This is a genomic window from Salinactinospora qingdaonensis, from assembly GCF_039539445.1.
In the GTDB taxonomy this organism is placed as follows: Bacteria; Actinomycetota; Actinomycetes; order Streptosporangiales; family Streptosporangiaceae; genus Salinactinospora; species Salinactinospora qingdaonensis.
The window spans coordinates 134,720-153,183 of record NZ_BAABDD010000013.1 but is presented as its reverse complement, the minus strand read 5'-3'; the positions used below and the strand labels follow the sequence as shown (position 1 = coordinate 153,183).

At 68.7% G+C, this 18,464-nt stretch carries 17 protein-coding genes; 15 read left to right on the top strand and 2 right to left on the bottom strand.

What is annotated here, in order from left to right; translation table 11 throughout:
• Together ABD848_RS15230 and ABD848_RS15225 are read left to right on the top strand one after the other, a co-directional pair.
• Positions 1 to 225 (top strand): hypothetical protein (locus ABD848_RS15230; RefSeq protein WP_344972341.1); only part of this gene is annotated, 225 nt, incomplete at its 5' end.
• A 511-nt stretch (positions 226 to 736) separates the two neighbouring features.
• Positions 737 to 1,465, top strand: coding sequence for a Crp/Fnr family transcriptional regulator (locus tag ABD848_RS15225; protein WP_344972339.1), 729 nt, complete (start codon positions 737 to 739; stop codon positions 1,463 to 1,465).
• A gap of 96 nt (positions 1,466 to 1,561) precedes the next feature.
• On the opposite strand, the gene ABD848_RS15220 is transcribed toward ABD848_RS15225, so the two are convergent.
• Complete coding sequence (locus tag ABD848_RS15220) at positions 1,562 to 2,062, bottom strand: hypothetical protein (RefSeq protein ID WP_344972337.1); 501 nt, start codon at positions 2,060 to 2,062, stop codon at positions 1,562 to 1,564.
• 228 nt (positions 2,063 to 2,290) lie between these two features.
• Here ABD848_RS15220 and ABD848_RS15215 point away from each other — a divergent pair, with 228 nt between their 5' ends.
• From ABD848_RS15215 to ABD848_RS15195, 5 genes are all read left to right on the top strand, one after another.
• Positions 2,291 to 3,136: a hypothetical protein gene (locus ABD848_RS15215; RefSeq protein WP_344972335.1), complete on the top strand. Its 846-nt coding sequence runs from the start codon at positions 2,291 to 2,293 to the stop codon at positions 3,134 to 3,136.
• Positions 3,137 to 4,005: 869 nt separating this feature from the next.
• Entirely contained in the window at positions 4,006 to 4,650 is a 645-nt protein-coding gene (locus ABD848_RS15210) for a DUF6230 family protein (protein WP_344972333.1), read from the top strand.
• Positions 4,651 to 4,842: 192 nt separating this feature from the next.
• Positions 4,843 to 5,346, top strand: coding sequence for a DUF6114 domain-containing protein (locus tag ABD848_RS15205; RefSeq protein ID WP_344972331.1), 504 nt, complete (start codon positions 4,843 to 4,845; stop codon positions 5,344 to 5,346).
• 185 nt (positions 5,347 to 5,531) lie between these two features.
• Positions 5,532 to 6,230 carry a hypothetical protein gene (locus ABD848_RS15200; RefSeq protein WP_344972329.1) on the top strand — a complete coding sequence of 233 codons (699 nt, stop codon included), beginning with the start codon at positions 5,532 to 5,534 and terminating at the stop codon, positions 6,228 to 6,230.
• Positions 6,231 to 7,066: 836 nt separating this feature from the next.
• A complete protein-coding gene (locus ABD848_RS15195) occupies positions 7,067 to 8,578 on the top strand; it encodes a DUF6882 domain-containing protein (protein ID WP_344972327.1) in 1,512 nt (503 codons plus the stop codon).
• 24 nt (positions 8,579 to 8,602) lie between these two features.
• Here ABD848_RS15195 and ABD848_RS15190 read toward each other — a convergent pair whose 3' ends face one another.
• On the bottom strand, positions 8,603 to 9,037 hold the full coding sequence (locus ABD848_RS15190) for a hypothetical protein (protein ID WP_344972325.1): 435 nt from the start codon (positions 9,035 to 9,037) through the stop codon (positions 8,603 to 8,605).
• Positions 9,038 to 9,650: 613 nt separating this feature from the next.
• Here ABD848_RS15190 and ABD848_RS15185 point away from each other — a divergent pair.
• From ABD848_RS15185 to ABD848_RS15150, 8 genes are all read left to right on the top strand, one after another.
• Positions 9,651 to 10,001, top strand: a complete 351-nt coding sequence (locus ABD848_RS15185) for an NADH-quinone oxidoreductase subunit A (protein ID WP_344972324.1) — start codon at positions 9,651 to 9,653, stop codon at positions 9,999 to 10,001.
• Positions 9,992 to 11,359, top strand: coding sequence for a hypothetical protein (locus tag ABD848_RS15180; protein ID WP_344972322.1), 1,368 nt, complete (start codon positions 9,992 to 9,994; stop codon positions 11,357 to 11,359). The genes ABD848_RS15185 and ABD848_RS15180 overlap by 10 nt, the downstream gene beginning before the upstream one ends.
• Positions 11,352 to 12,341 (top strand): complex I subunit 1 family protein, encoded by a 990-nt coding sequence (locus tag ABD848_RS15175; protein ID WP_344972320.1) that lies wholly within the window; start codon positions 11,352 to 11,354, stop codon positions 12,339 to 12,341. The genes ABD848_RS15180 and ABD848_RS15175 overlap by 8 nt, the downstream gene beginning before the upstream one ends.
• A 4-nt stretch (positions 12,342 to 12,345) precedes the next feature.
• Positions 12,346 to 12,909, top strand: coding sequence for an NADH-quinone oxidoreductase subunit J (locus ABD848_RS15170; RefSeq protein ID WP_344972318.1), 564 nt, complete (start codon positions 12,346 to 12,348; stop codon positions 12,907 to 12,909).
• A 146-nt stretch (positions 12,910 to 13,055) separates the two neighbouring features.
• On the top strand, positions 13,056 to 13,361 hold the full coding sequence (nuoK, locus tag ABD848_RS15165) for an NADH-quinone oxidoreductase subunit NuoK (protein ID WP_344972316.1): 306 nt from the start codon (positions 13,056 to 13,058) through the stop codon (positions 13,359 to 13,361).
• A gap of 4 nt (positions 13,362 to 13,365) precedes the next feature.
• On the top strand, positions 13,366 to 15,225 hold the full coding sequence (locus ABD848_RS15160) for a proton-conducting transporter transmembrane domain-containing protein (RefSeq protein WP_344972314.1): 1,860 nt from the start codon (positions 13,366 to 13,368) through the stop codon (positions 15,223 to 15,225).
• 241 nt (positions 15,226 to 15,466) lie between these two features.
• Entirely contained in the window at positions 15,467 to 16,987 is a 1,521-nt protein-coding gene (locus tag ABD848_RS15155; RefSeq protein ID WP_344972312.1) for a complex I subunit 4 family protein, read from the top strand.
• Complete coding sequence (locus tag ABD848_RS15150; protein WP_344972310.1) at positions 16,984 to 18,462, top strand: NADH-quinone oxidoreductase subunit N; 1,479 nt, start codon at positions 16,984 to 16,986, stop codon at positions 18,460 to 18,462. Before ABD848_RS15155 ends, ABD848_RS15150 begins: the two co-directional genes overlap by 4 nt.
• Positions 18,463 to 18,464: the final 2 nt, after the last annotated feature.

The window sequence follows — 18,464 nt, the reverse complement described above, 5'->3', positions numbered from 1 at the left end:
CAACAACCACCACGCAAAAACGCGGCAGCCAAGGGCCAAAAAACAAGGCACAAGAAAAACAAACACGCGCTGTTGAGTTCTCAAGAAACAACCGCCCAACCCCCACAAGCCAAAAACCAGCTCTTCAAGGAAGACGGCGTCCCATCAATCTATATTTTAAACAACCCCCACACTACCAAAACCCTCACACAACACCAAACCGGCGTTTTGCGAAAACCCAAGTAGTTAAGGGCCTGGAACCCGTTTCGGATTTCTCCGCTCCGTTGTTCCGTTGTGTCTTCACAGTATCAGCAGCTTTTCTCGGACACCAAATCGGTGCTTTCAAGCTACCGAGCCACCAGCACAACGAGACCACCCAATTCTCACCGGCACAACAGAGGCGCCGGCGTGAATCCGGACAGTAGCTTGCGAGGTGACGGGGCACGTCCACCGAGCGGTGTCCGCTTCGCCCCATGAAGACTGTCGCCGACAGCGAGGCCTTGCGACCCCCGCCTCTTGGCGACCCGAACGACTATAGTCCGCGATCGTCGCATCGCCAACTCAATCGAACGTGACACGCGACACGTTTTCTTGCGCCTCCCCACAGGGGACGCCCATCAACCCATGCCGCTCCCTTTTCTCCCCTGGTCACCCTATGCTGCCCCCGGCTGGTTTCGTCTCCCTTGGCTGCGAGTCCCCCGAACCATGGGCGATAGTGGGAAAGGACCGCAATAGCGGGCTAACCGGAGAGTGCTCTGTGACCCACCGTTCCCCCGCCCCCGTGCCCTCGGCGCCCTGGCCCTCGGGCAGTTTCATGGCCCGGCTGAGCGAAGACGCGCGCAGCGACCTCCTCTCGCTGGCGCCCCAGCGCGAATATCCGGCCAACACGACACTGCTGCACCAAGGCGACACCGGCGGCATGATCTACATCCTCAGATCCACGCGCGGCGGCGCATCAGCGTGCGGAAAGGTCGTCGCGCGCTTGAAGAACGGCGACGAGTCGCTCCTGGACATCCGCGTCAGCGGTGACATCGTCGGAGAATTGGCGCTGCTGCGGAAGCGCCAACGCATGGCGACGGTGATCACCTGCACGGCCACCCTCGTCCACGCCATCCCAGGGGCGGACTTCCGGGCTTTCTTGAGTCGCCACGGTGAGGCGTGGGAAGCGATCAGCTCCATCATCGGCGACCGGCTGGAGTGGTCTGAGGAACGAAGGCTGGACTTCACCGGCTATGACGTGCCGGCGCGTCTGGCTCGGACTGTTATTGCCCTGGTCGAGCGGCACGGGGTGACCACTCCGAAGGGGGTGGAGCTGGGCGTCAACCTCTCCCAGGCCGAACTTGGCCGGCTCATTGGCGCCAAAGAGGACGCGGTCGGCCAGGCCGTTCGGCATCTCCGCGAGGCCGGATGGGTCCAGGCCGGCTACCGCAACCTGACCGTCACCGATCTGAGTGGTCTGCGGACTTTCTCGGAAAACGGGAGATAGCTCCGTTTTCATGCGTTCATCCCGAACCGCTCAACAGGGCAGTGCATCATGTGTCTCCTAAAGGAGATCAGAGATATCTGCGCTTCGAGAACTTCTTTAGAGAAGTGACTCCACGACCACACTTCCCAACGCTGCAACGAGCATCACGGAAGTGTAGGGAATGGAGCGAGCGACATGGGCGTGCTTGAGACGGGCGAGAGTGGCGAACACCCGCGAAAGTTCCCATGCTTCCCGAACCTCATCTACCGCGTTGGTCTCGGCTTTGTCGTAGGGCGGGATTTCTCCGTTCTGATATCGATCCATCGCGATGCTGAAACGGCTCGACTGGGGAGCGGGCGTGCGACGCGGGCGCAGCGCCTGCACTAGGTGGTACCCCGAGGCGAGAAACGCGATCGTGAACACCACCAGCAGTAGGGACGCGAGTGACCCCCGCTGTCCTGCGCTCTCCGCCTGTGCGGCCATGACGGCGAAGGCCGAACCGGCGTTGACGACGACGAGAGTCCCCACCTTCGCATCGGCCTGCTGCACGTACCCCTGGAACATCGTCAGCGCTGTCAACGCGGTCGCCGTGTCAACCTGCCCTTGCTCTTCCGGCATTTGTATACAACCCGTCCTTTTTTGCCTCATTGTGAGCTGCTGACGGATTTATTCAACAGTGCAACGCTTAACCGAACGTCTGAAAAATCAGTGATGTGGAGGGTGTCTACAGTCACACCTTTTGGTGCCTATCAGCCCTCTGGAAAGCCGACTAATAAGGAATCTCTTCTCTTCCCCCGCACCACACTGGGGCCATCGTCCCCAGGGCTATCAGGGAAGGAATGAACAGTGACGTTCAGCGATGAATTCCAGCGGCGGCCGATGATCGCGACCGACGCCAAGGGTTTTGGGTCGGCCGACGATCAGCGCCAACTCGCCATCCAAAGTGGACTGCGGGCGGTCCCGGAGCAGGCCGCCGAGCGCAGCGGGCTCTGTCGAGAAGGCTGGGACACCCAGTTCACTGGGGACGGGGAACTGGCGGTACTGCCGCGTGAGGCGCGCGAAGCAGTAGTCGCCGACGAGTACGTGCGGGCCTTTGCCGCGGAACTAGCCCACTACAACCGCGATCTCCGTTCCGAGGCCCGGCTGCGCGTGCGTATGGCGATCCACTTCGGCAACGCCGTGCCTTCCGCCGAGGGCTACCGGGGACAGGGGGTCGTGGCGGTCAGCAGGCTGGTCGACAGCGACGTGCTACGGGCGGCACTGGACGTATCGGGCGCCGACTTAGTGGTGGCGTTGTCGAACCAGGTGTTCGAGGACACGGTGCTCCAGGGCTACACCACCGTCAGCGCCGAGGAGTTCCGCGGCGTCAACGTGCGGGAGAAGGAGTTCGTGGCGCAAGCTTGGATTCGGGTCCCTGGCCATGACATTCACGCGCTCGACCTCGGCAGCGCCATCCCCGCTCGTGGCCGCCACCGACGAGAGGCGGGCCAGACACCTCCTCCAGCACCGGAGAAACGACCGGAAACGCTTGAAGCCCCCGACCAGAGCCCAGCCACACGCGGAGAAAACGATCCCGACAGCGCCGCCACGGTCGCCTCCACCAACGTCGAGGAGATACGTATCGACCGCTCGACCGGCCTCTCGAGCGGTGGCATCCAGCCCGGACGGGACCAGGATTCGAGTCCACGATGAGCAAAGGCGAGTCCTCACCGCAACGGTGAGGAAGACCTAGGTTGTTGTTTTTGCACGGCTGGGATAGGGGCTGTGTGTGGGGGTGTTCTCCGTTGGCTCGTGCCTCGATCGCTGCGCGATCTCGGCAGCCTGCGGGGGCGCTCACCCGCGTGCGCCCACCGCCCTTTTCAAAAACAACAACCTCGTCCAACAGCCCAGACTTCGGTGCTCCACGGGAAAGTTTGCCGGGCCTCGGGGCTCCTCTTCAGGAGTGCCGAGGCTTTTGCTGTGGGCCGGAGAGCGGCGGAGTACGTCGTGCGCGTGGCGAGGGTGGGAGCCCGGTGCCGTCGGCCGAGGTTTCCCGCTGGGGCCGACTGGAGCGGGGCCGGCGCGGTGTCGAGGAAGAGCGTGTCACGTATCGGCGCGATGTTGTCGGCACTGTTAAGTCAGCTTAGCGCCGGGTGGGTTTACAACGACTCCCGGCTTTTTGGAATTGTAAACTCGCCCTCACAGACGACTTTTTTCTTGCATCTTATCACTCGGCTTATAAAAAGCCGATGACCAGCACATTCCCCTGGGAACCATAAGATCAACCTCGACCTCACCATCCTTCTCTCCCTCCTTGTTTTCGCAGCTCACAGGCACGAAAAAAGATCAACGAGCACCGTCAAGTCACCCGATCAACACCAGCGGAGCACGCCAGAAAAACACAGAAACCCCCTTGAAATAACCTTGCTCGCATTCCATTATTGCGAACACTTACACGGAAACGTGTTCGCCGACCGATTCCCGCGCTAATGGCTACTGCCGTGGCATGGAATCGACGCCTCGACGTGGGACGGGGGAGTGGAGGTAACGGTGAGACACGGGCGTCGGAAGAGGAGAACGACATGTCGAATGAGGCTCTTGACCTGGAGCGGGACGACGCCCAGGAAGGGGACGGCGGTCACACGAGTTGGGCCCGCTTCGGGTTGCTGACCGCTCCCGCCGTTCTCGGGGCCGGTGCCTTGGTGTTCGCGATGTCTCAAGGGGCGATCGCCGCTTCGTTCGCGGTCTCAGGGCAGCAGTTCAAGATCTCGGCTGACCGCCTGGAGGGCGACGGGTTCGCCATGTACGGCTCGCTCGACCAGACCGTGCGTGAAGAGGTGAAACCGGTCGCGGTGGCGGCGATCCGCGAGGCCGAGTTGGACAGCCTATGCCAGTCGGTGCTGACAGAGTTCCCGATTCTCGGCGAAGTCTCCCTCAAGCTCACCGCCGGCACAGAGGACACACCAGTCGAGGCGTCGAACCTGTTTGTCGACATGGAGCAGATGGACGGCGATGCCGAGTTCTCCCAACTGGAGATCGGACGCGACGCCTCCACGCTCGACAAGGGGCCAGAGGGGGGCCAGGGCATGCAGGACCTGTTCGGCATGCAGGGCGACACCATCGAGGTCGACAACCTGGAGCAAACCGCGTGGGGAGCCAACGCCGGCACATTCCGGCTCTCGGACCTGAGCATGGGCGTGGAGCAAGGCGCGAACGAGTGCTTCTGACGGGTCCGCCTTCCAGCTCACCGCGCTGCTGAGCGGTGCTGGGAGCTTGGGGGGTGACCGTAGGCCGCGTTTGCGGCGTTCGCCGGTGACCGTTGGACGCAGAAGCCCCGAAGGGTGTGGTGAGACATGACCAAAGGAGCCGAACGAGCAGGCCGGCGCCGCCCCCGACGGGGCTCGTCGTCGCCAGCACGGATGTGGCGGAGTTTCCGGACGTGGCGCCGTAACCGTCCCTTCTGGGGCGGGGTGCTGACGCTACTGGCCGGCGTCGAGATCTGCGTCATTCCGCTCGCTCCGATGCAGATCATGATCCAACAGGGCATCGCGGGTGTCCCGTCGGTGCTCTTGGGGATTCTCCTGATCGCGCTCGGCCTGATCACGTGGGCCACACCGGCGCAACGCACGATTACCGGCGTGCTCACGGTGCTCAGCGGATTGGGAGCACTGGTGATGTCCAACCTGGGCGGATTCGTCATCGGGAGCCTGCTCGCGTTCGTCGGCGGTGGGTTGATGTTCGCCTGGCGGCCCACGCCCCGGCGCCCTCGCCGATCTGCCCGTTCCCGCCGTGCCCGTCGTTTCCGCAGCGGCGGTGCCGAAGGTGACACCAGCGAGGACGCCCCCGCGGAACCTCTTGACGCGGGCCCCCTCACGACGCGGGTGAGTGAGGGCGCTGAGGGGGTGGTCGACGGCTCTCGCTGACCCCGAGAACACCCTCCCGAACACCACAAGACTGTTTTCGAGCCACGACAAGCTGCTGTATCTCCCACGTCGGCTGCGGTCTGTCGGCGCGTTACGCGCGGGCGACGTGGTCCTCGGCCCCTGATGGGGGCGGCCCGCGACCGGTGGGCCGTCAGTTCTCCGAGCGCCGAACGAGAGGAGAAAAAATGCGGCGCAGCAGGAAGGTAACGACCGAGAACACCACTACCCGTTCGTTGGCTAGGCGCGGCGGTGTCGCCGTGCTGGGGGCGGCAGGGCTGACCCTGGCCATGGCTGCCCCGGCTGCGGCCACCACCGCCACGCCCGCCGGAGACTACTTCTCCGCTTCCCTGGTTGGGACGGCGGACCTGTCCGTTGGCAGTGTCACCGTTAGCTGCAACGTCTCTGTAACCGAGCCCGATACTCCGCTGGGCACCAACTCGCTGAACCAGATCGACCCGGCTCCCGACAACAGCAACCCCTCTGGGTCGGTCAGCGCAGGAATCAACCCGCCCTCGTTCGAGGACTGCACCACGAACATGCCGCTGGTCGACGCGACTGTGACGACGAGTGGCTCGTGGTCGATCTCGGTGGACCACGGTTCGCCGATTTCGGGGACGATGAACCTGCCACAGGGCGGCATCGTCGTCGAGACCAGTGGTCTGGCGTCCTGCGAAGCCGTCGTCGCGCCGAACGGACCGGCCGGTGCGGTCGGCGAGTGGAGCAACGGCGACCCCTCGACCCTCACCTTCGACGCAGCGGCGACGCCAGTCGAGGTGACCGGCGGCTTCGGCTGCCCGACCTCCTCCGATGAAGGGACGTTCGACGCGGTGTACGAGGTCACCAACGTCAGCTCGCCCGGAGACCCGATCACGATCACGTCATAGCGTGACAGCGGCCTCTGGCGGCCGTTGATCGCATCATTCCCACGCCGGGACCGACTCTCCCCAGTGCCGGCGTGCACGCCGAAGCCCCCAGCCCTCACTGGGGGCTTCGGTCATGTGCGCGCACCCGGCGGGAAGCGCCGCCGACAAGTCAGTGAGGCGCCCGTCACCCTGTCGAACAGCCCAAGGCCCGGCCGGCCGCCGTCAAGGCCAACCCGTCTGGGCCCCGCCTTACGACAACACAGCGCTATGGGGGTAGGGTCGTATCGCTGTCTGCCTGGTCTTAGCGGTGTGACGCTTTGCGGAGGGTGGGCCGGCCGCCATAAGCTCCCCCTTCACGGCACGGCGCGGTCTCCCCTGAACGCCTCAAGAAGGATAATCACACTAGGTAGGCAAGACGGTCAGTACTACTCCCCTGCCCTTGAGGGACGGCCGAACCGCGTTTCGGATGTTGCGGTGCACACTCTCACTGTCGACGCTGCTCTCTTAGCGAAAGCCAGGGGACAAGCCCGGTAGAGGTGTCACTTACGGTAGCCGCGCCTGAATATCCTCGCCTATGATCCGGTTCCTTGGTCGCGCCGAGCGTGTCTTCGGGAGGGGGCTCCTGGCCAGCAAGTGCCGTGAGCCGGAGGGGGCGACGGAGTGCGGGCGCACGGCTGGGTCGTCACGTGCCATGTTGCCAGGACTGACGGGATCGGGGCGCTGTCTCTCGCCACGGGGTTTCGCATAAGAACACCGCCCTTGCGAACCGTTACGCTCGCTTGCCCCGCATGGAACCGGGGAGCCGGCCGTCGAGCTCAACGGGAGATCTTGGCCCAAGCCAACGGGAGAGGAAGAGGATGGACGAGTTCTTCAGCGACGCGCTGCTACGAGCGGCCCGCCCGCACTTGGCGTGGGTCGCCGAGCAGATGGATCTTTTCCGGGAACTGGTTCCCATCGGTGATGTGGAGACCGACCTCGCTGCGCGGAAAGCGTGGCAGAGTGGCCACGAACTGGAGATCGGAATACTGGGCAGTTTCGCTGAGGACGGCACCTGGCTGTGGGGATGGGCCAACTCCACGTTCGACGGCATGCCAGTGATCGCCGAGTCCGCGCGGCTGCGCTCGATCGGTGAACAGTACTCGGTACCGGAGCTGACCGAAGGGCTTGTCGACCTGAATCACCTCCCCGACCCGCGGTTGGGCTCCGACCACATGGCGTTCGCGGCCATGGGGCTTCTCGGCGCCCGAGGGGTGATCATCTTCAACTATTCGGGGCGAGCCCGCGCTTTCCTGGTCACGTTCGACCCGATGATCCCCGAGGCGCGCACCGACCTGGGGAAAGTGGCGTCGTTCCTACACACCGGTGCGACGATGCTGCCTGGGCCGGAAGCCCAAGAGGGGCGCGGATACGCATCGACGGTGGTACGCGGCTACGGTGAACACCACCAACTCCCGGTCACCGAGACAGCGCAGGGCATGGAGTTGCGGCTCGCCACCGGCAACCGCATCGCGGTCCACATCGACGGCAACGACCAGATCGAAAGCGTCGACGTCACCGGGCCTGACGGTGGTTTTCCCGTCGCCGAGGCGACCCAGACCTTGTCCCACAATCCTGCTGTGGCCGCGGAGCCGACGCTTCCCGGGCTCCCGGAGGGGCTGCTGGTGGGGATTTTGCCGCGCCTGGCAGGTGCGGTGGCCCAGGACATCGCGTTGCAGCACCACCTGGCGGACAACGATTGGAACGTGACGTCGCCGGTGTGGGACGCCTCCTCCGGGACGCTGCGCTACTCCGACGATGTGGAGTTGGCAGCGCGGGAGGTGGGCAGCTATGACTCCGCTGCCGAGGTGTGGCGGTGGCCGGCCGCCGATGAGCAGTGGCAGGGGGTGGCGCACCTGCGGGCATGGGCACACGAGAGTGGGCATCCTGAGGTGGCAGGCGACGAGGTTGCCCTCTCGGGCCGCCAGAAACCGGGGCATATCGCGGAAATCCTGGCGTTGACGGCTGTGGATCTGGGTGAGGGCCGCGGGTTGTGCCGGCTCGATTTCCCCGATGGGGAGCGGTATTACCTTGCGGTCACCGACCCCCGGGTACCTGTGTGCCATAGCGGACCGGACACGGTCTCGCGCGACGTGCTCTCCACCGCCAACCTGGTGCACCCCGTGACGGGGGAGACGGAGCGGTACGAGGTCATGTACCAGCTCGCGGTCGGTTACTTCCAGCGCTTCGGCATCGCCACGGTGCACGAATATGAGCCCCACGTATTGGGGGGACGTTTCGGCTCTTACGAGGCGTGGGTGCGCTTCAGCGAGGACGGAAGTATCGGGACCGTGGATGTGGGGGTGGCGCAGTCGCAGGAGGGGTCCGCCTGATTTTCGAGGACGAGGCGGTAGGGATCAGCCTGCGGTGTCCTCACCGGGGGCCTCCTTCTCGGCGGGGGACGCGCCTCCGTCGACACGCTTACCGGTGACCGGGTCGTGGAAAGTACCGCCGCTGAAGTCGACGTGGTCACCGCCGTGGGAGTGGGGGGTGACGGGGCCGGTGAAGTCACGCCCTTGGATGACGGTGCCTGAGATGTCACCGCTGACCGTGTTGGACACGTCGGTGGCAGACCCGGTGGAACCGGCATCGTCTGACTGCCGTTGCGAGGGAGCGGCTCCGGCACCGGCTGTGAGGGCGCGGGTGACGAGCCCGCCCGCCAGGGCCATCGCACCCACGACGCCGGCGACCCAACTGGCGAATTCGACGCTGCGGTACCATACCGCCAGCGCCAGCGCTCCCAAGATGGCCAATCCGCCGAGCAGGGTGAGCATGCGCCAAAGCAAAGACATACCACCGATTTTGACGGTTCCCGTGTTTGGTTTCTATGCCCTTCAGGCTTTGACCCCCCTTGGAACCCTGCCGGTTTTTCGAGGGGCTTGACCGGCGCGGACGATGTCCGATTACACGCGATCACACTCGTTCCCACCGCAACGGCCGAGACCCACCTCACAAACCAAACGGGCGCCATGTTTGAGCTGTGCTAACGCCATGCACGCGATCACGGGGGCTGCGGCTTCACCGTGCGAGGCTGTACACGGCCCCGGACAGGATGCATCGCGCCGCCTCCGGGAAGCGTCGGTTAAGACTGATTCACCCGCCTCGACACTGCCCTGTGGGCGCGTGGGGAAACCGCACCGCCGCGGGGAAGGTCCCGTTCGTCGCCTTCGGTGAGCTGGGCGGAGCCACGGCGACCAGCGTGGCCCCTCGCCCCCTGGCCGGCTCTGGCCACTGCCGGCCGCCGACATCCGCCCCGCCCCTGGCCCTGCTCGCCATGGCCCCACCGGTCCTTGCCAATCGGCCTCCTGCGAAGTGGCCGGTCAAGGCCAGAACACACATAACCACGCCGGTTGCGGGCAGCCGGGTCCGTACAAGGGACTCCTATACCGGCGGGGGGTAACGGCTGTGGACAGCTACGGGCCGGCGCTGGCGCTGCTGGCGGTGGCCGTCGGCGCGGTGCTCGTGGTCTACGGCGTGTCGGCGCTGGTGCAGGTCGGGCGTACACCGGTGGTGACCGAGGGGTTCTTGTCGGGGGCTCCGGTGACCGAGCACGCCGTGTCGCGCTACCACGTGCGGTGGTACCCGGTGACGCTGCTGTTCCTGGCCTTCGACATGGAGATGGTCTTCATGTACCCGTGGGTGCTCGTCGTGGCTGAGTTGGGGCTCAAGGCCGTGGCCGAGATGTTCCTGTTCCTCGCCGTGCTCATGGCCGCTGTCGTGTACGCCTGGCGCGAGGGGGCGTTGCGGTGGACGTGAGGAGGTGGCTGCTGCGGTGGGCGCTGCCTCGGCCGTTCGTGGTGACCACGATCGGGGGCACGGGCGCACGCTTGGCGGTGGAGCGTGAGCTGCGGCTGCGCAACTGGCAGCCGGCGGCCACCCCGCCGCAGGCGGACCTGCTGGTGCTGTGCGGGCCGGACGATCCCGCTATGGCCGCGGCGGTCGCCCGGCTATGGCGACAGCTTCCCGCGCCGCGGGCGCGCGTACGGGTGGACGCGGCGCGACAGGCGGCATGGCAACTGGACGCGGGGCGGGCGGCGCTCGCCGACGTGTCCGGTCAGCGTCGCGCGGCGACGCTGACCGGGGCCGCGGACGGCGCCGGCAATGGAGGCGACGGCGACGAGGCGCGGTGGCCACCGGTGGCCGGCGGCCACCACCACGACCAGCACGGCTCCAGTCCTGACGCCGCGCCCGGCCATGGCTCCGGCCAAGGGAGCGCCGGTGGCCATGGCCAGCATGGGGAGCATGGCCCCAGTGGCCATGACCACGAGGGACATGACCATCACATGCACGGCGGTGGGATGGAGCTACCGGGCGGGTTGGCCATGGCCGGGCGGGGGCCGGATCGGGACGGGCTACGGCTCGACCGACTGCACGTCGCGCTGGGTCCCGCGCTGCCGGACTGGCCGGCGGGGTTGGTGGTGCGCCTGCTCCTCCAAGGCGACGTGGTGCAGGAAGCGGAGGTGGCGGTCGCGAGCCAGGCGCGCGGCCCTGCCTTCTGGTCCAGCCCTGCCGTGGCGGGGCTGGCCGCTCAGGGGCGGGAGCGCCCGCGGGCGGCGGCTGCCGCGGACGGGGCGCAGCGGCTGCTGAGCCTGGCGGGGTGGCCGTGGGCCGCGTTGATGGGGCGGCGGGTGCGCGACGCGCTGCTAGCTCCGGCGCTGGCACCGGCCGGCTCCGCGGGAGGGGCCGAGCCGGGGGCCAAGGAGGTGGCGCGCTGGCTGCGGCGGGTGCGGCGCTCTGGCGTGCTGCGCTGGGGGCTGGCCGGGGTGGGGCCGGTGAGCGGGGTGGATGTTCCCGAGCGGCTGCGGGGGGACGTGGTGTCTCGCCTGCTGCGGATGCTCGACGAGGTGGAGGCGGGGCTGGCGGGGATGGCCGCCGATGCCGGTGGCGGGGGCGCCGGCACGAGCGGTGAGGAGACGCGGCCGAGCGCGTTGGGCGGGGAGCGCGCCGAGACGGCCGACGCGGCGCTGGCGCTGTTGCCGGGGCTGTTGCGCGGGCAGGAGTTGGCGGCGGTGCGGTTGATCGTGGCCTCACTCGATCCCGATGTGGAGGCGCGCACGGTCTACCTGGACCGGCTGGGCGAGGCTTCGGGAGCCGCGGAGGTGCGGGATGACTGACGCGGCCGTGCCGGGTGGGCCGGCGGCGTGGGCCGCCGGCGGAGATGGGGTGGCCGCGGCGGCAGTGTGGCCGGTGCTGGTCGCGCCGATGGTGCTGGCGGTGTTCGGTTATGGGGCTGCGGCGGGTACGGCTGTGCTGCGCAGGCACGTGTCTGGGGTTGCGGCCGTGGGTGGGCTGGTGGCACCGGCGCGGGAGACGGTTCGGCTGCTGGTGACACAGCGTCGTACGGTCCCCGGCGCGGACGCGCTGCTATGGCGGTTGGGGGGCGCGATTGTCCCGGTCGCGGCGGTGCTGGCGGTGCTGGTGATTCCGGTGGGGGGTCGGGCTGTCAGTGACCTGTCGGTGGGTGTCGTGTGGTTCAACGCCATGGAAGTGCTGGTCTGGGCGGGGCTGTGGCTGGCGGGGTGGGGGGCGAACTCGGTGTGGGGGATGGCCGGCGGCTACCGGTTCCTGGTGCAGGGCTTGTCGTATGAGTTGCCGCACATGTTCGCGTTGACGACGGCGGCGCTGGGGGCGGGGTCGCTGCGGGTGAGCGAGATCGTGGCGGCGCAGCAGGAGCAGGTGTGGTTCGCGGTGGTGATGCCGGTGGCGCTGGCGGTGTATCTGGTGTCGGCGCTGGCGATGGCGTTTTGGGGGCCGTTCGATCAGGCGGTGGGGCGCGATATCGCGGGCGGGGTGACGGCGGAGCTCTCGGGGGTGGATCTGCTGCTGGCGCGGGCCGGCCGTTACCTGCTGCTGGCGGCGGTGGCGGCGATGGCGGTGCCGCTGTTTTTGGGGGGCGGTGCGGGTCCGTGGCTGTCGGGGTGGGCGTGGTCGCTGGTGAAGGCGGCGGTGGTGCTGGCGCTGCTGGTGTGGGCGGGGCACCGGCTGCCCACGGTGCGGATGGACCGATTCACCGAGGTGGGGTGGGTGGTGTTGCTGCCGGCGACGTTGCTACAGGCGCTGCTCGTGGCGTGCCTGATTCTCCTGGGATGGGGGTGATCCGGTGGTGGAGCTGGTCGTGTTCGCTGTGTGCGCCGTGTGCGCGGTCGCGGCGGGGGCCGCGGTGTTCTGGGTGGACTCGATGGCGCGGGCGACGTTCGCGCTGCTGGCGTCGTTCGTGTTCACCGGTGTGGTGATCCTGCTCATCGAACTGTCTTACCTGGGTGTGCTGGTCATTCTCATGATGACCATGGAGATGCTGGTCATGGTCGTGTTCATGGTCATGTACATGATGAACCCGGCGGGGCTGATGCCCATGACGATGGTGCACAACAACCGGGTGGCGCTGGTGATCTCGGGGGGCACGTTCGTGGCGCTGGTGGCAGGCATCGAGGTGGTTCCGTGGCCGGCGCGGGGTGGGGAGCCGCCGCCGTTGCCTGCGGCGGAGTTGGGTGCGGCGGTCATGGAGTCGCACATGCTCGTGATGATGGTGGTGGCCATGGCGCTGTTCGCGACGATGGTCGCGTCAGTGGTGTTGGCCACGGATCGGGGGCGTTACGACCGTTACGGCGACGGTTTGGACCGGCGCGTGCCCGACGATCCGATCCGCGGAGGTGTGGGCCGGTGATCTCGCTCGATCCTGGTCTGCGCGGTGCCTGCGCCTCCCGCGCCCCAGCGCCGCCGGCGCGGCGGCGCTGGGGCGCGGGAGGTGGGGGTGTGGTTCCCTTTTCCGGCGCGAGGGGCGAAGCGTCGGAGCATCCCGGGAGGTTCGTGATGACGCTCGACGTGTTCCTGCTGCTGGCCGCGGCACTGCTGGCGGTTGGGCTCTACGGTGCGCTGAGTCAGCAGTCGATCGTGATGATCATGATGGGTTTGGAGTTGATGATCAACGCGGTCATCGTGGCCGCTGCCGCCTTCTGGTTCTTCCTGTCGCCCAGCCAACCGGACGGGCAGGTGGTGGTGTTGGTGGCGATCACGGTGATGGCGGTGGAGATGGCGATGGGGTTCGCGGTGACCACGGCCATCTTCCGCTCGCGTGACGTGGACGTGGTGGACGCCGCCGCCGACCTGCGGGAGTGAGGCGATGGCGGCGACGCTGTGGACGCTGCTCGCGCTGCCGACCGTGGTCGGGGGCGGGTTGCTGCTGGCCGGGCGGCGGGCTGACGCGGTTGCCGCGCCGGCGGCGTTGGCGGTGGCCGGGGCGGAGGTGGTCTTGGGAGGTGTGGTCGCCGGGACGCGGCCGGCGGTGACGGTACCGGCGCTCCCGGGGATCAGGGTGGGGGCGGCGGTGGATGGCCTGTCGGCGGTAGCGGTGCTCACGGTCGCGGTGGTGCTACTGGCGGTGGTGAGCGCGTCGGTAGCCGAGATCGGGCGGGGGCAGGCGCGGGCGCGGTTCCATGGGCTGCTGTTGGTGTTCGCGGCGGCGATGCTGGTGACGGTCACCGCGACTGATCTGGTGGCGCTGCTGGCGGCGTGGGAGGTTATGGGGGCGACGTCGTATGCGCTGATCGGGTTCTGGTGGCAGGCCCCGGGGCGGGCGCGTTCGGCGGGGGTGGCGTTCGTGACGACGCGCGCCGGTGATGTGGGGCTGTACCTGGCGGCGGGTGCGGCGCTGGCGGGCGGCGCGGCGGGGCTGGAGTTGGCGGGGTTGGCCGGTCTGGCGCCGGGGTGGCGCGACGCGGCGGTGGCGGGGATCGTGGTGGCGGCGCTGGGCAAGTCGGCGCAACTGCCGTTCAGTTTCTGGCTGTCGCACGCGATGGTGGGCCCGACTCCGGTGTCGGCGCTGCTGCATTCGGCGACGATGGTGGCGGCGGGCGGCTACCTGCTGGTGCGGGTACAGCCGGCATTGGCGGCGACGCTGTGGGCGGGGCCGGTTGTGGCGTGGGTGGGGGTGTTGACGGCACTGGCGTTGGGGGCGGTGGCCTACGCGCAGCGCGATATCAAACAACTGCTGGCGGCGTCGACGTGCTCGCAGGTGGGATTTGTCGTGTTGGCGGCCGGGGTGGGGGCGGTGGTGGGCGGCACGGCGCAGTTCGTGGCGCACGCGGCGGTCAAGACTTTGCTGTTCCTGGCGGTGGGGGCGTGGCTGGTGACGCTGGGGGCGCAGGGGGTGGAGCGGTTGCGGGGGGCGGCGCGGCGCTACCGGTTCGTGGGGGTGACGTTCGCGGTTGGCGGGGTGGCGCTGGCGGGGGTGCCGCCGCTGGCGATCTGGGCGGCTAAGGACCCGATTTTGGCGGCGGGGTTGGCGCGGTCCGCGGTGCTGTACGTGGTGGCGCTGGCGGCCGTGGCGGTCAGCGCAGCGTATGCGGCCAAGGCGGTGGCGGTGGTGTGGGCTCGTTCGGGTGAGGAGGCCGAGGCAGAGGACGGGCCGCGGGTCGCGTTGTGGCAGCGGGTGCCGCTAGCGGGGCTGGCCGCCGTGTCGATCGCGCTGGGGGTGGTGGCGTTTCCGGTGGTGGCTGCGTGGGGGGCGCGGCTGCTGGGCGTGGCCTACGGCGCTGCTCCGGCCCTGTGGGAGATCGTGGTGTCGGGGGTGGTGAGCGTGGCTGTACTGGCGGTAGCCGGGTGGGTGCACGCGCGTGCCGAGCGGGCCCGTGCGGTGGTGCTGCTGCCGGCGGGGCTGGTGGAGTGGCTGCACCTGGAGCGCCTCGCGGAGGCGGGGGTGGTCCGGCCGGTGTTGGCGCTGGCGCGAGGGTTGGCGGTGGTGGATGACCGGGTTATCGACGGTGGGGTGCGCGGGTGCTCCGCGGTGGTCGCAGGGCTGGCACGGCTAGCTGACGGGCGGGGCGAACTAGGGCTGGACCGGTCGATTCGGGCAGTGGCGGGTGCGGTGCGGTGGCTGGCGCGACTGGCGCTGCGGCCCCAGACGGGGCTGGTGCACCAGTACTACGCGCAGGCGGTAGCGGTGCTGCTGGCGCTGGTCGCGGTGTGGGTGCTGCTGCGGTGAGGGCGTGGCGCACGACGGTCGGTGGGCTCGCGCGACGGCGGCCGGGAGGTGCCGGCGGTGCGGGCCACGGCGGCGCGTGTCGATGCGGCGGGGGAGGCGGAGGACGGTGCCACGTTGACGCGGGCCGCGCGGCGGCTGCGGCCAGGTGCCGGCGCCCGGCGCTGCCGTGCCCTTGGCCGCACCTGCGGGCGGGGCGGCGATCGCGCGCCCCGACCCGCGCGACGCCCTGGGAGGTGCGTGGATGACTGCGTTGTCCGTGGCGGTGTTCTTCCCGCTGGCTGTGGCGGTGCTGCTGCTGATGCTGCGACGCCCGCGCGCCCGGGCGGTCATGTGGGCGTGGGTGGGGGCGACGGCGCTGGATCTGGTGCTGGTGGCGGCGTTGTGGGTGGGCTACGTCTTCGGCGACGCGGCCGGGGACGGGTTCGGCTATGAGGCCAGCTCCCGCTGGATTCCCAGCGTGGGTGTGGGGTACCACATCGGAGTCGACGGGATATCGCTACCGCTGCTGACGATGACGGCGGTGCTGTTCCTGGCGTGCGCGATCTACTCGGTGCATGCGGTGCCGCGGCGGCGGGCGCGCGAGTACGCGGTGCTGTTCCTGTTTCTCCAGAGTGTGTCGCTGGGGTTGTTCGTCTCGCTGGACCTGATCTTGTTCTTCGTGTTCTTCGACTTGTCGATCGTGGGCATGTACGCGGTGATCGCGGGCTGGGGGCACGGGCAGGCCGGGCGTTCGGCGTTGCAGTTCTTCCTGTACACCTTCACGGGGTCGTTGGCGCTGCTGCTGGGGTTCATCGTGCTGTACCTGGGTTCGCAGCCACGCACATTCGACATGGTGGAGCTGGCCCGCCAACAGCCGCTGGCGGGCACCGGACTGGCGGGCGGGCTGGCGCTGCTGGCCGTGGGGGTGGGTTTGGCGGTGAAGACGCCGACCGTGCCGGTGCACACGTGGCTGCCGCCGGCCCACACCGACGCGCCGGCGGCGGGCTCGGCGATCCTGGCGGGGGTGCTGCTGAAGATGGGCGCCTACGGGTTCGTGCGGATCGCGATGCCGCTGCTGCCAGGAGCGTGGCGGGATTATGCGTGGGTGATCGTGGTCGTCGGGGTGGTGTCGGTGCTGTACGGGGCGCTGGTGGCGCTGGCACAGCCGGGGTTCAAGCGGATGGTGGCCTACACGTCGGTCAACCACATGGGCTACATCGTGCTGGGGTTGGGCGCGGTCGGCGTGGCGGGGTCGGACGCGGCCGACGCGGAGGCGGCCACGCTCGCGGTCACCGGTTCGGTGGTGCAGATGGTCAGCCACGGGCTGCTGACGGGGGCGCTGTTCCTGCTGTCCGGGGTGCTCTACGAGCGCGGCGGCACGTATGCGATGGGCGCCTACGGCGGGGTGGCCGGTCTCACGCCCCGGTTCGCGGCGGTGACGGCGGTGGCGGCGCTGGGGGCGCTGGGGCTGCCGGGATTGTCCGGGTTCATCGCCGAGTTCCAGATCTTCACGGGCAGCTTCGGCGCCGTGCCGGTGGCGGTGGCGCTCGCCCTACCGGGGATCGTGATTACGGCCGCGCTGTTCCTTCGGGCGCTGCGGCGGATCTTCCTGGGGGATCGGGCGCTGCCGGCGGGGGCGCGGATGGTGGACCTGAGCCGGCCGGAGATGGCCTCGATCGTGCCACTGCTGGCGCTGTCGGTGCTGATTGGGGTGGTTCCGATTGTGCTGGTGGAGATCGTGGTGCCCGCGGCGCAGGCGGTTGTGGCAGCGGTGACGACGTGAGTGTGGGCGTGGAGGTGACGAGCGCGGCCGGGCTGGCCGCGCTGCTGCCCGAGGCGGTGGTGGCGCTGACCGCGGTAGCCGGGCTGCTGGTGGGGTCGTGGCTGCCGCGCGGGCGCCAGGGCTGGGTGCGGGGACTCGCGGTGGTGGCCGCGCTGGGAGCGCTGGCCGGGGCGGCCGGCGGGCTGGGCGGTACTCCGATAGCGCTGGCCAGTGGCTACGCGGTGGACACGGCCACGGGTGTGGCGCGCGTAGTGGTGCTGGTGGGTGTGGTTGTGGTGCTGGTGCTGTCGGCTGACCACGTGGCCGGGTCGCGGCGCGAGAGCGAGTTCTGCGTGCTGGTGCTCTTGGGCGGTTTGGGCGCGATGGTGGTGGCGGGCGCGAGCGACCTGCTGGTGCTGGCGGTGGGTGTGCTGCTGGCCAGCGTGCCGCTGTACGCGCTGGCCGGGTTCGGCAAGGACGCCGGAGGCACGGAGGCGGCGCTGAAGTACTACCTCGTGGGGGCGCTGCTGGGGGTGGTGCTGCTGGCGGGTGTGACGCTGCTGTTGGGCGCGGGCGGGGCGACGAGCTACGCGGAGCTGTCCGTGGCGCTGCCAAAGGCGCCGGCGGGGGTGGTCACGGCGGGCACGGTGGCGGTGCTGGCGGGACTGTTGTTCAAGGCGGGGGCGGTGCCGGCGCACTTTTGGGTGCCCGACGTGGCCGAAGGCGCGTCGGCGCCGGTGGCGGCGTTCGTGACCACAGTGCCCAAGATCGGGGCGGTGGTGGCCATCTACCGGTTGGGCACCCAACTTGAGGTGGCCGATGTGGTGGCGTGGCCGGCGCTGGTGGCGGTGGTGGCCGCGGCGAGCATGACGTTGGGCAACCTGGCCGCGTTCTTCACCGGGCAGGTGCGGCGACTTCTGGGCTATTCGACGATCGCGCAGGTGGGCTACGTGCTGTTGGCCGCGGCTGCGGCCGGTCAGACCGGTTTGGCGCTGCCGGGGCTGCTGTACTACCTGGCCGCCTACCTGGTGACCAACCTGGGGGCGTTCGCTGTGGTGTGCGCGCTACCGCGGGCGGCGACACCAGACGACTACGCGGGGCTGTTTCGCCGCCGCCCCTGGCTGGCGCTGGGGCTGACCGTGTGCCTGCTGGGGTTCGTGGGCACGCCGCCCACGGCGGTGTTCGTGGGCAAACTCTCGGTGTTCGCCGCCGGTGTGGACGCGGGGTTGGCGTGGCTGGTGGTGCTGGCGGTGGCCAACACGGTGGCCAGCCTGTTCTACTACCTGCGCTGGCTGCGACCGGTGTTTCGGCAGGTGCCGCTGGGTTCTGTCTCGAAGCCCACGGTTGCGGAGGCACGCTCCTGGCCCGGCGAGTTCACCTCGCCGGGCCGGTGGAGCGCTCGCGTGGCCGTGGCCGCCGCTGTGGCCACGCTGGGGGTGGGGGTGGCCGCCGAGGCGTTCCTGTCGGGGGTTCAGGGGGCGCGGTTGCTGCCGTGAGG

What these genes read in the sequence shown, in the direction of transcription:
- ABD848_RS15200 (WP_344972329.1), top strand. Translation starts at nt 5,532, where the DNA reads ATGCGGCGCAGCAGGAAGGTAACGACCGAGAACACCACTACCCGTTCG.
- ABD848_RS15220 (WP_344972337.1), bottom strand. Translation starts at nt 2,062, where the DNA reads ATGCCGGAAGAGCAAGGGCAGGTTGACACGGCGACCGCGTTGACAGCG.
- ABD848_RS15205 (WP_344972331.1), top strand. Translation starts at nt 4,843, where the DNA reads ATGTGGCGGAGTTTCCGGACGTGGCGCCGTAACCGTCCCTTCTGGGGC.
- ABD848_RS15210 (WP_344972333.1), top strand. Translation starts at nt 4,006, where the DNA reads ATGTCGAATGAGGCTCTTGACCTGGAGCGGGACGACGCCCAGGAAGGG.
- ABD848_RS15175 (WP_344972320.1), top strand. Translation starts at nt 11,352, where the DNA reads ATGACTGACGCGGCCGTGCCGGGTGGGCCGGCGGCGTGGGCCGCCGGC.
- ABD848_RS15195 (WP_344972327.1), top strand. Translation starts at nt 7,067, where the DNA reads ATGGACGAGTTCTTCAGCGACGCGCTGCTACGAGCGGCCCGCCCGCAC.
- nuoK (WP_344972316.1), top strand. Translation starts at nt 13,056, where the DNA reads ATGACGCTCGACGTGTTCCTGCTGCTGGCCGCGGCACTGCTGGCGGTT.
- ABD848_RS15160 (WP_344972314.1), top strand. Translation starts at nt 13,366, where the DNA reads ATGGCGGCGACGCTGTGGACGCTGCTCGCGCTGCCGACCGTGGTCGGG.
- ABD848_RS15190 (WP_344972325.1), bottom strand. Translation starts at nt 9,037, where the DNA reads ATGTCTTTGCTTTGGCGCATGCTCACCCTGCTCGGCGGATTGGCCATC.
- ABD848_RS15155 (WP_344972312.1), top strand. Translation starts at nt 15,467, where the DNA reads ATGACTGCGTTGTCCGTGGCGGTGTTCTTCCCGCTGGCTGTGGCGGTG.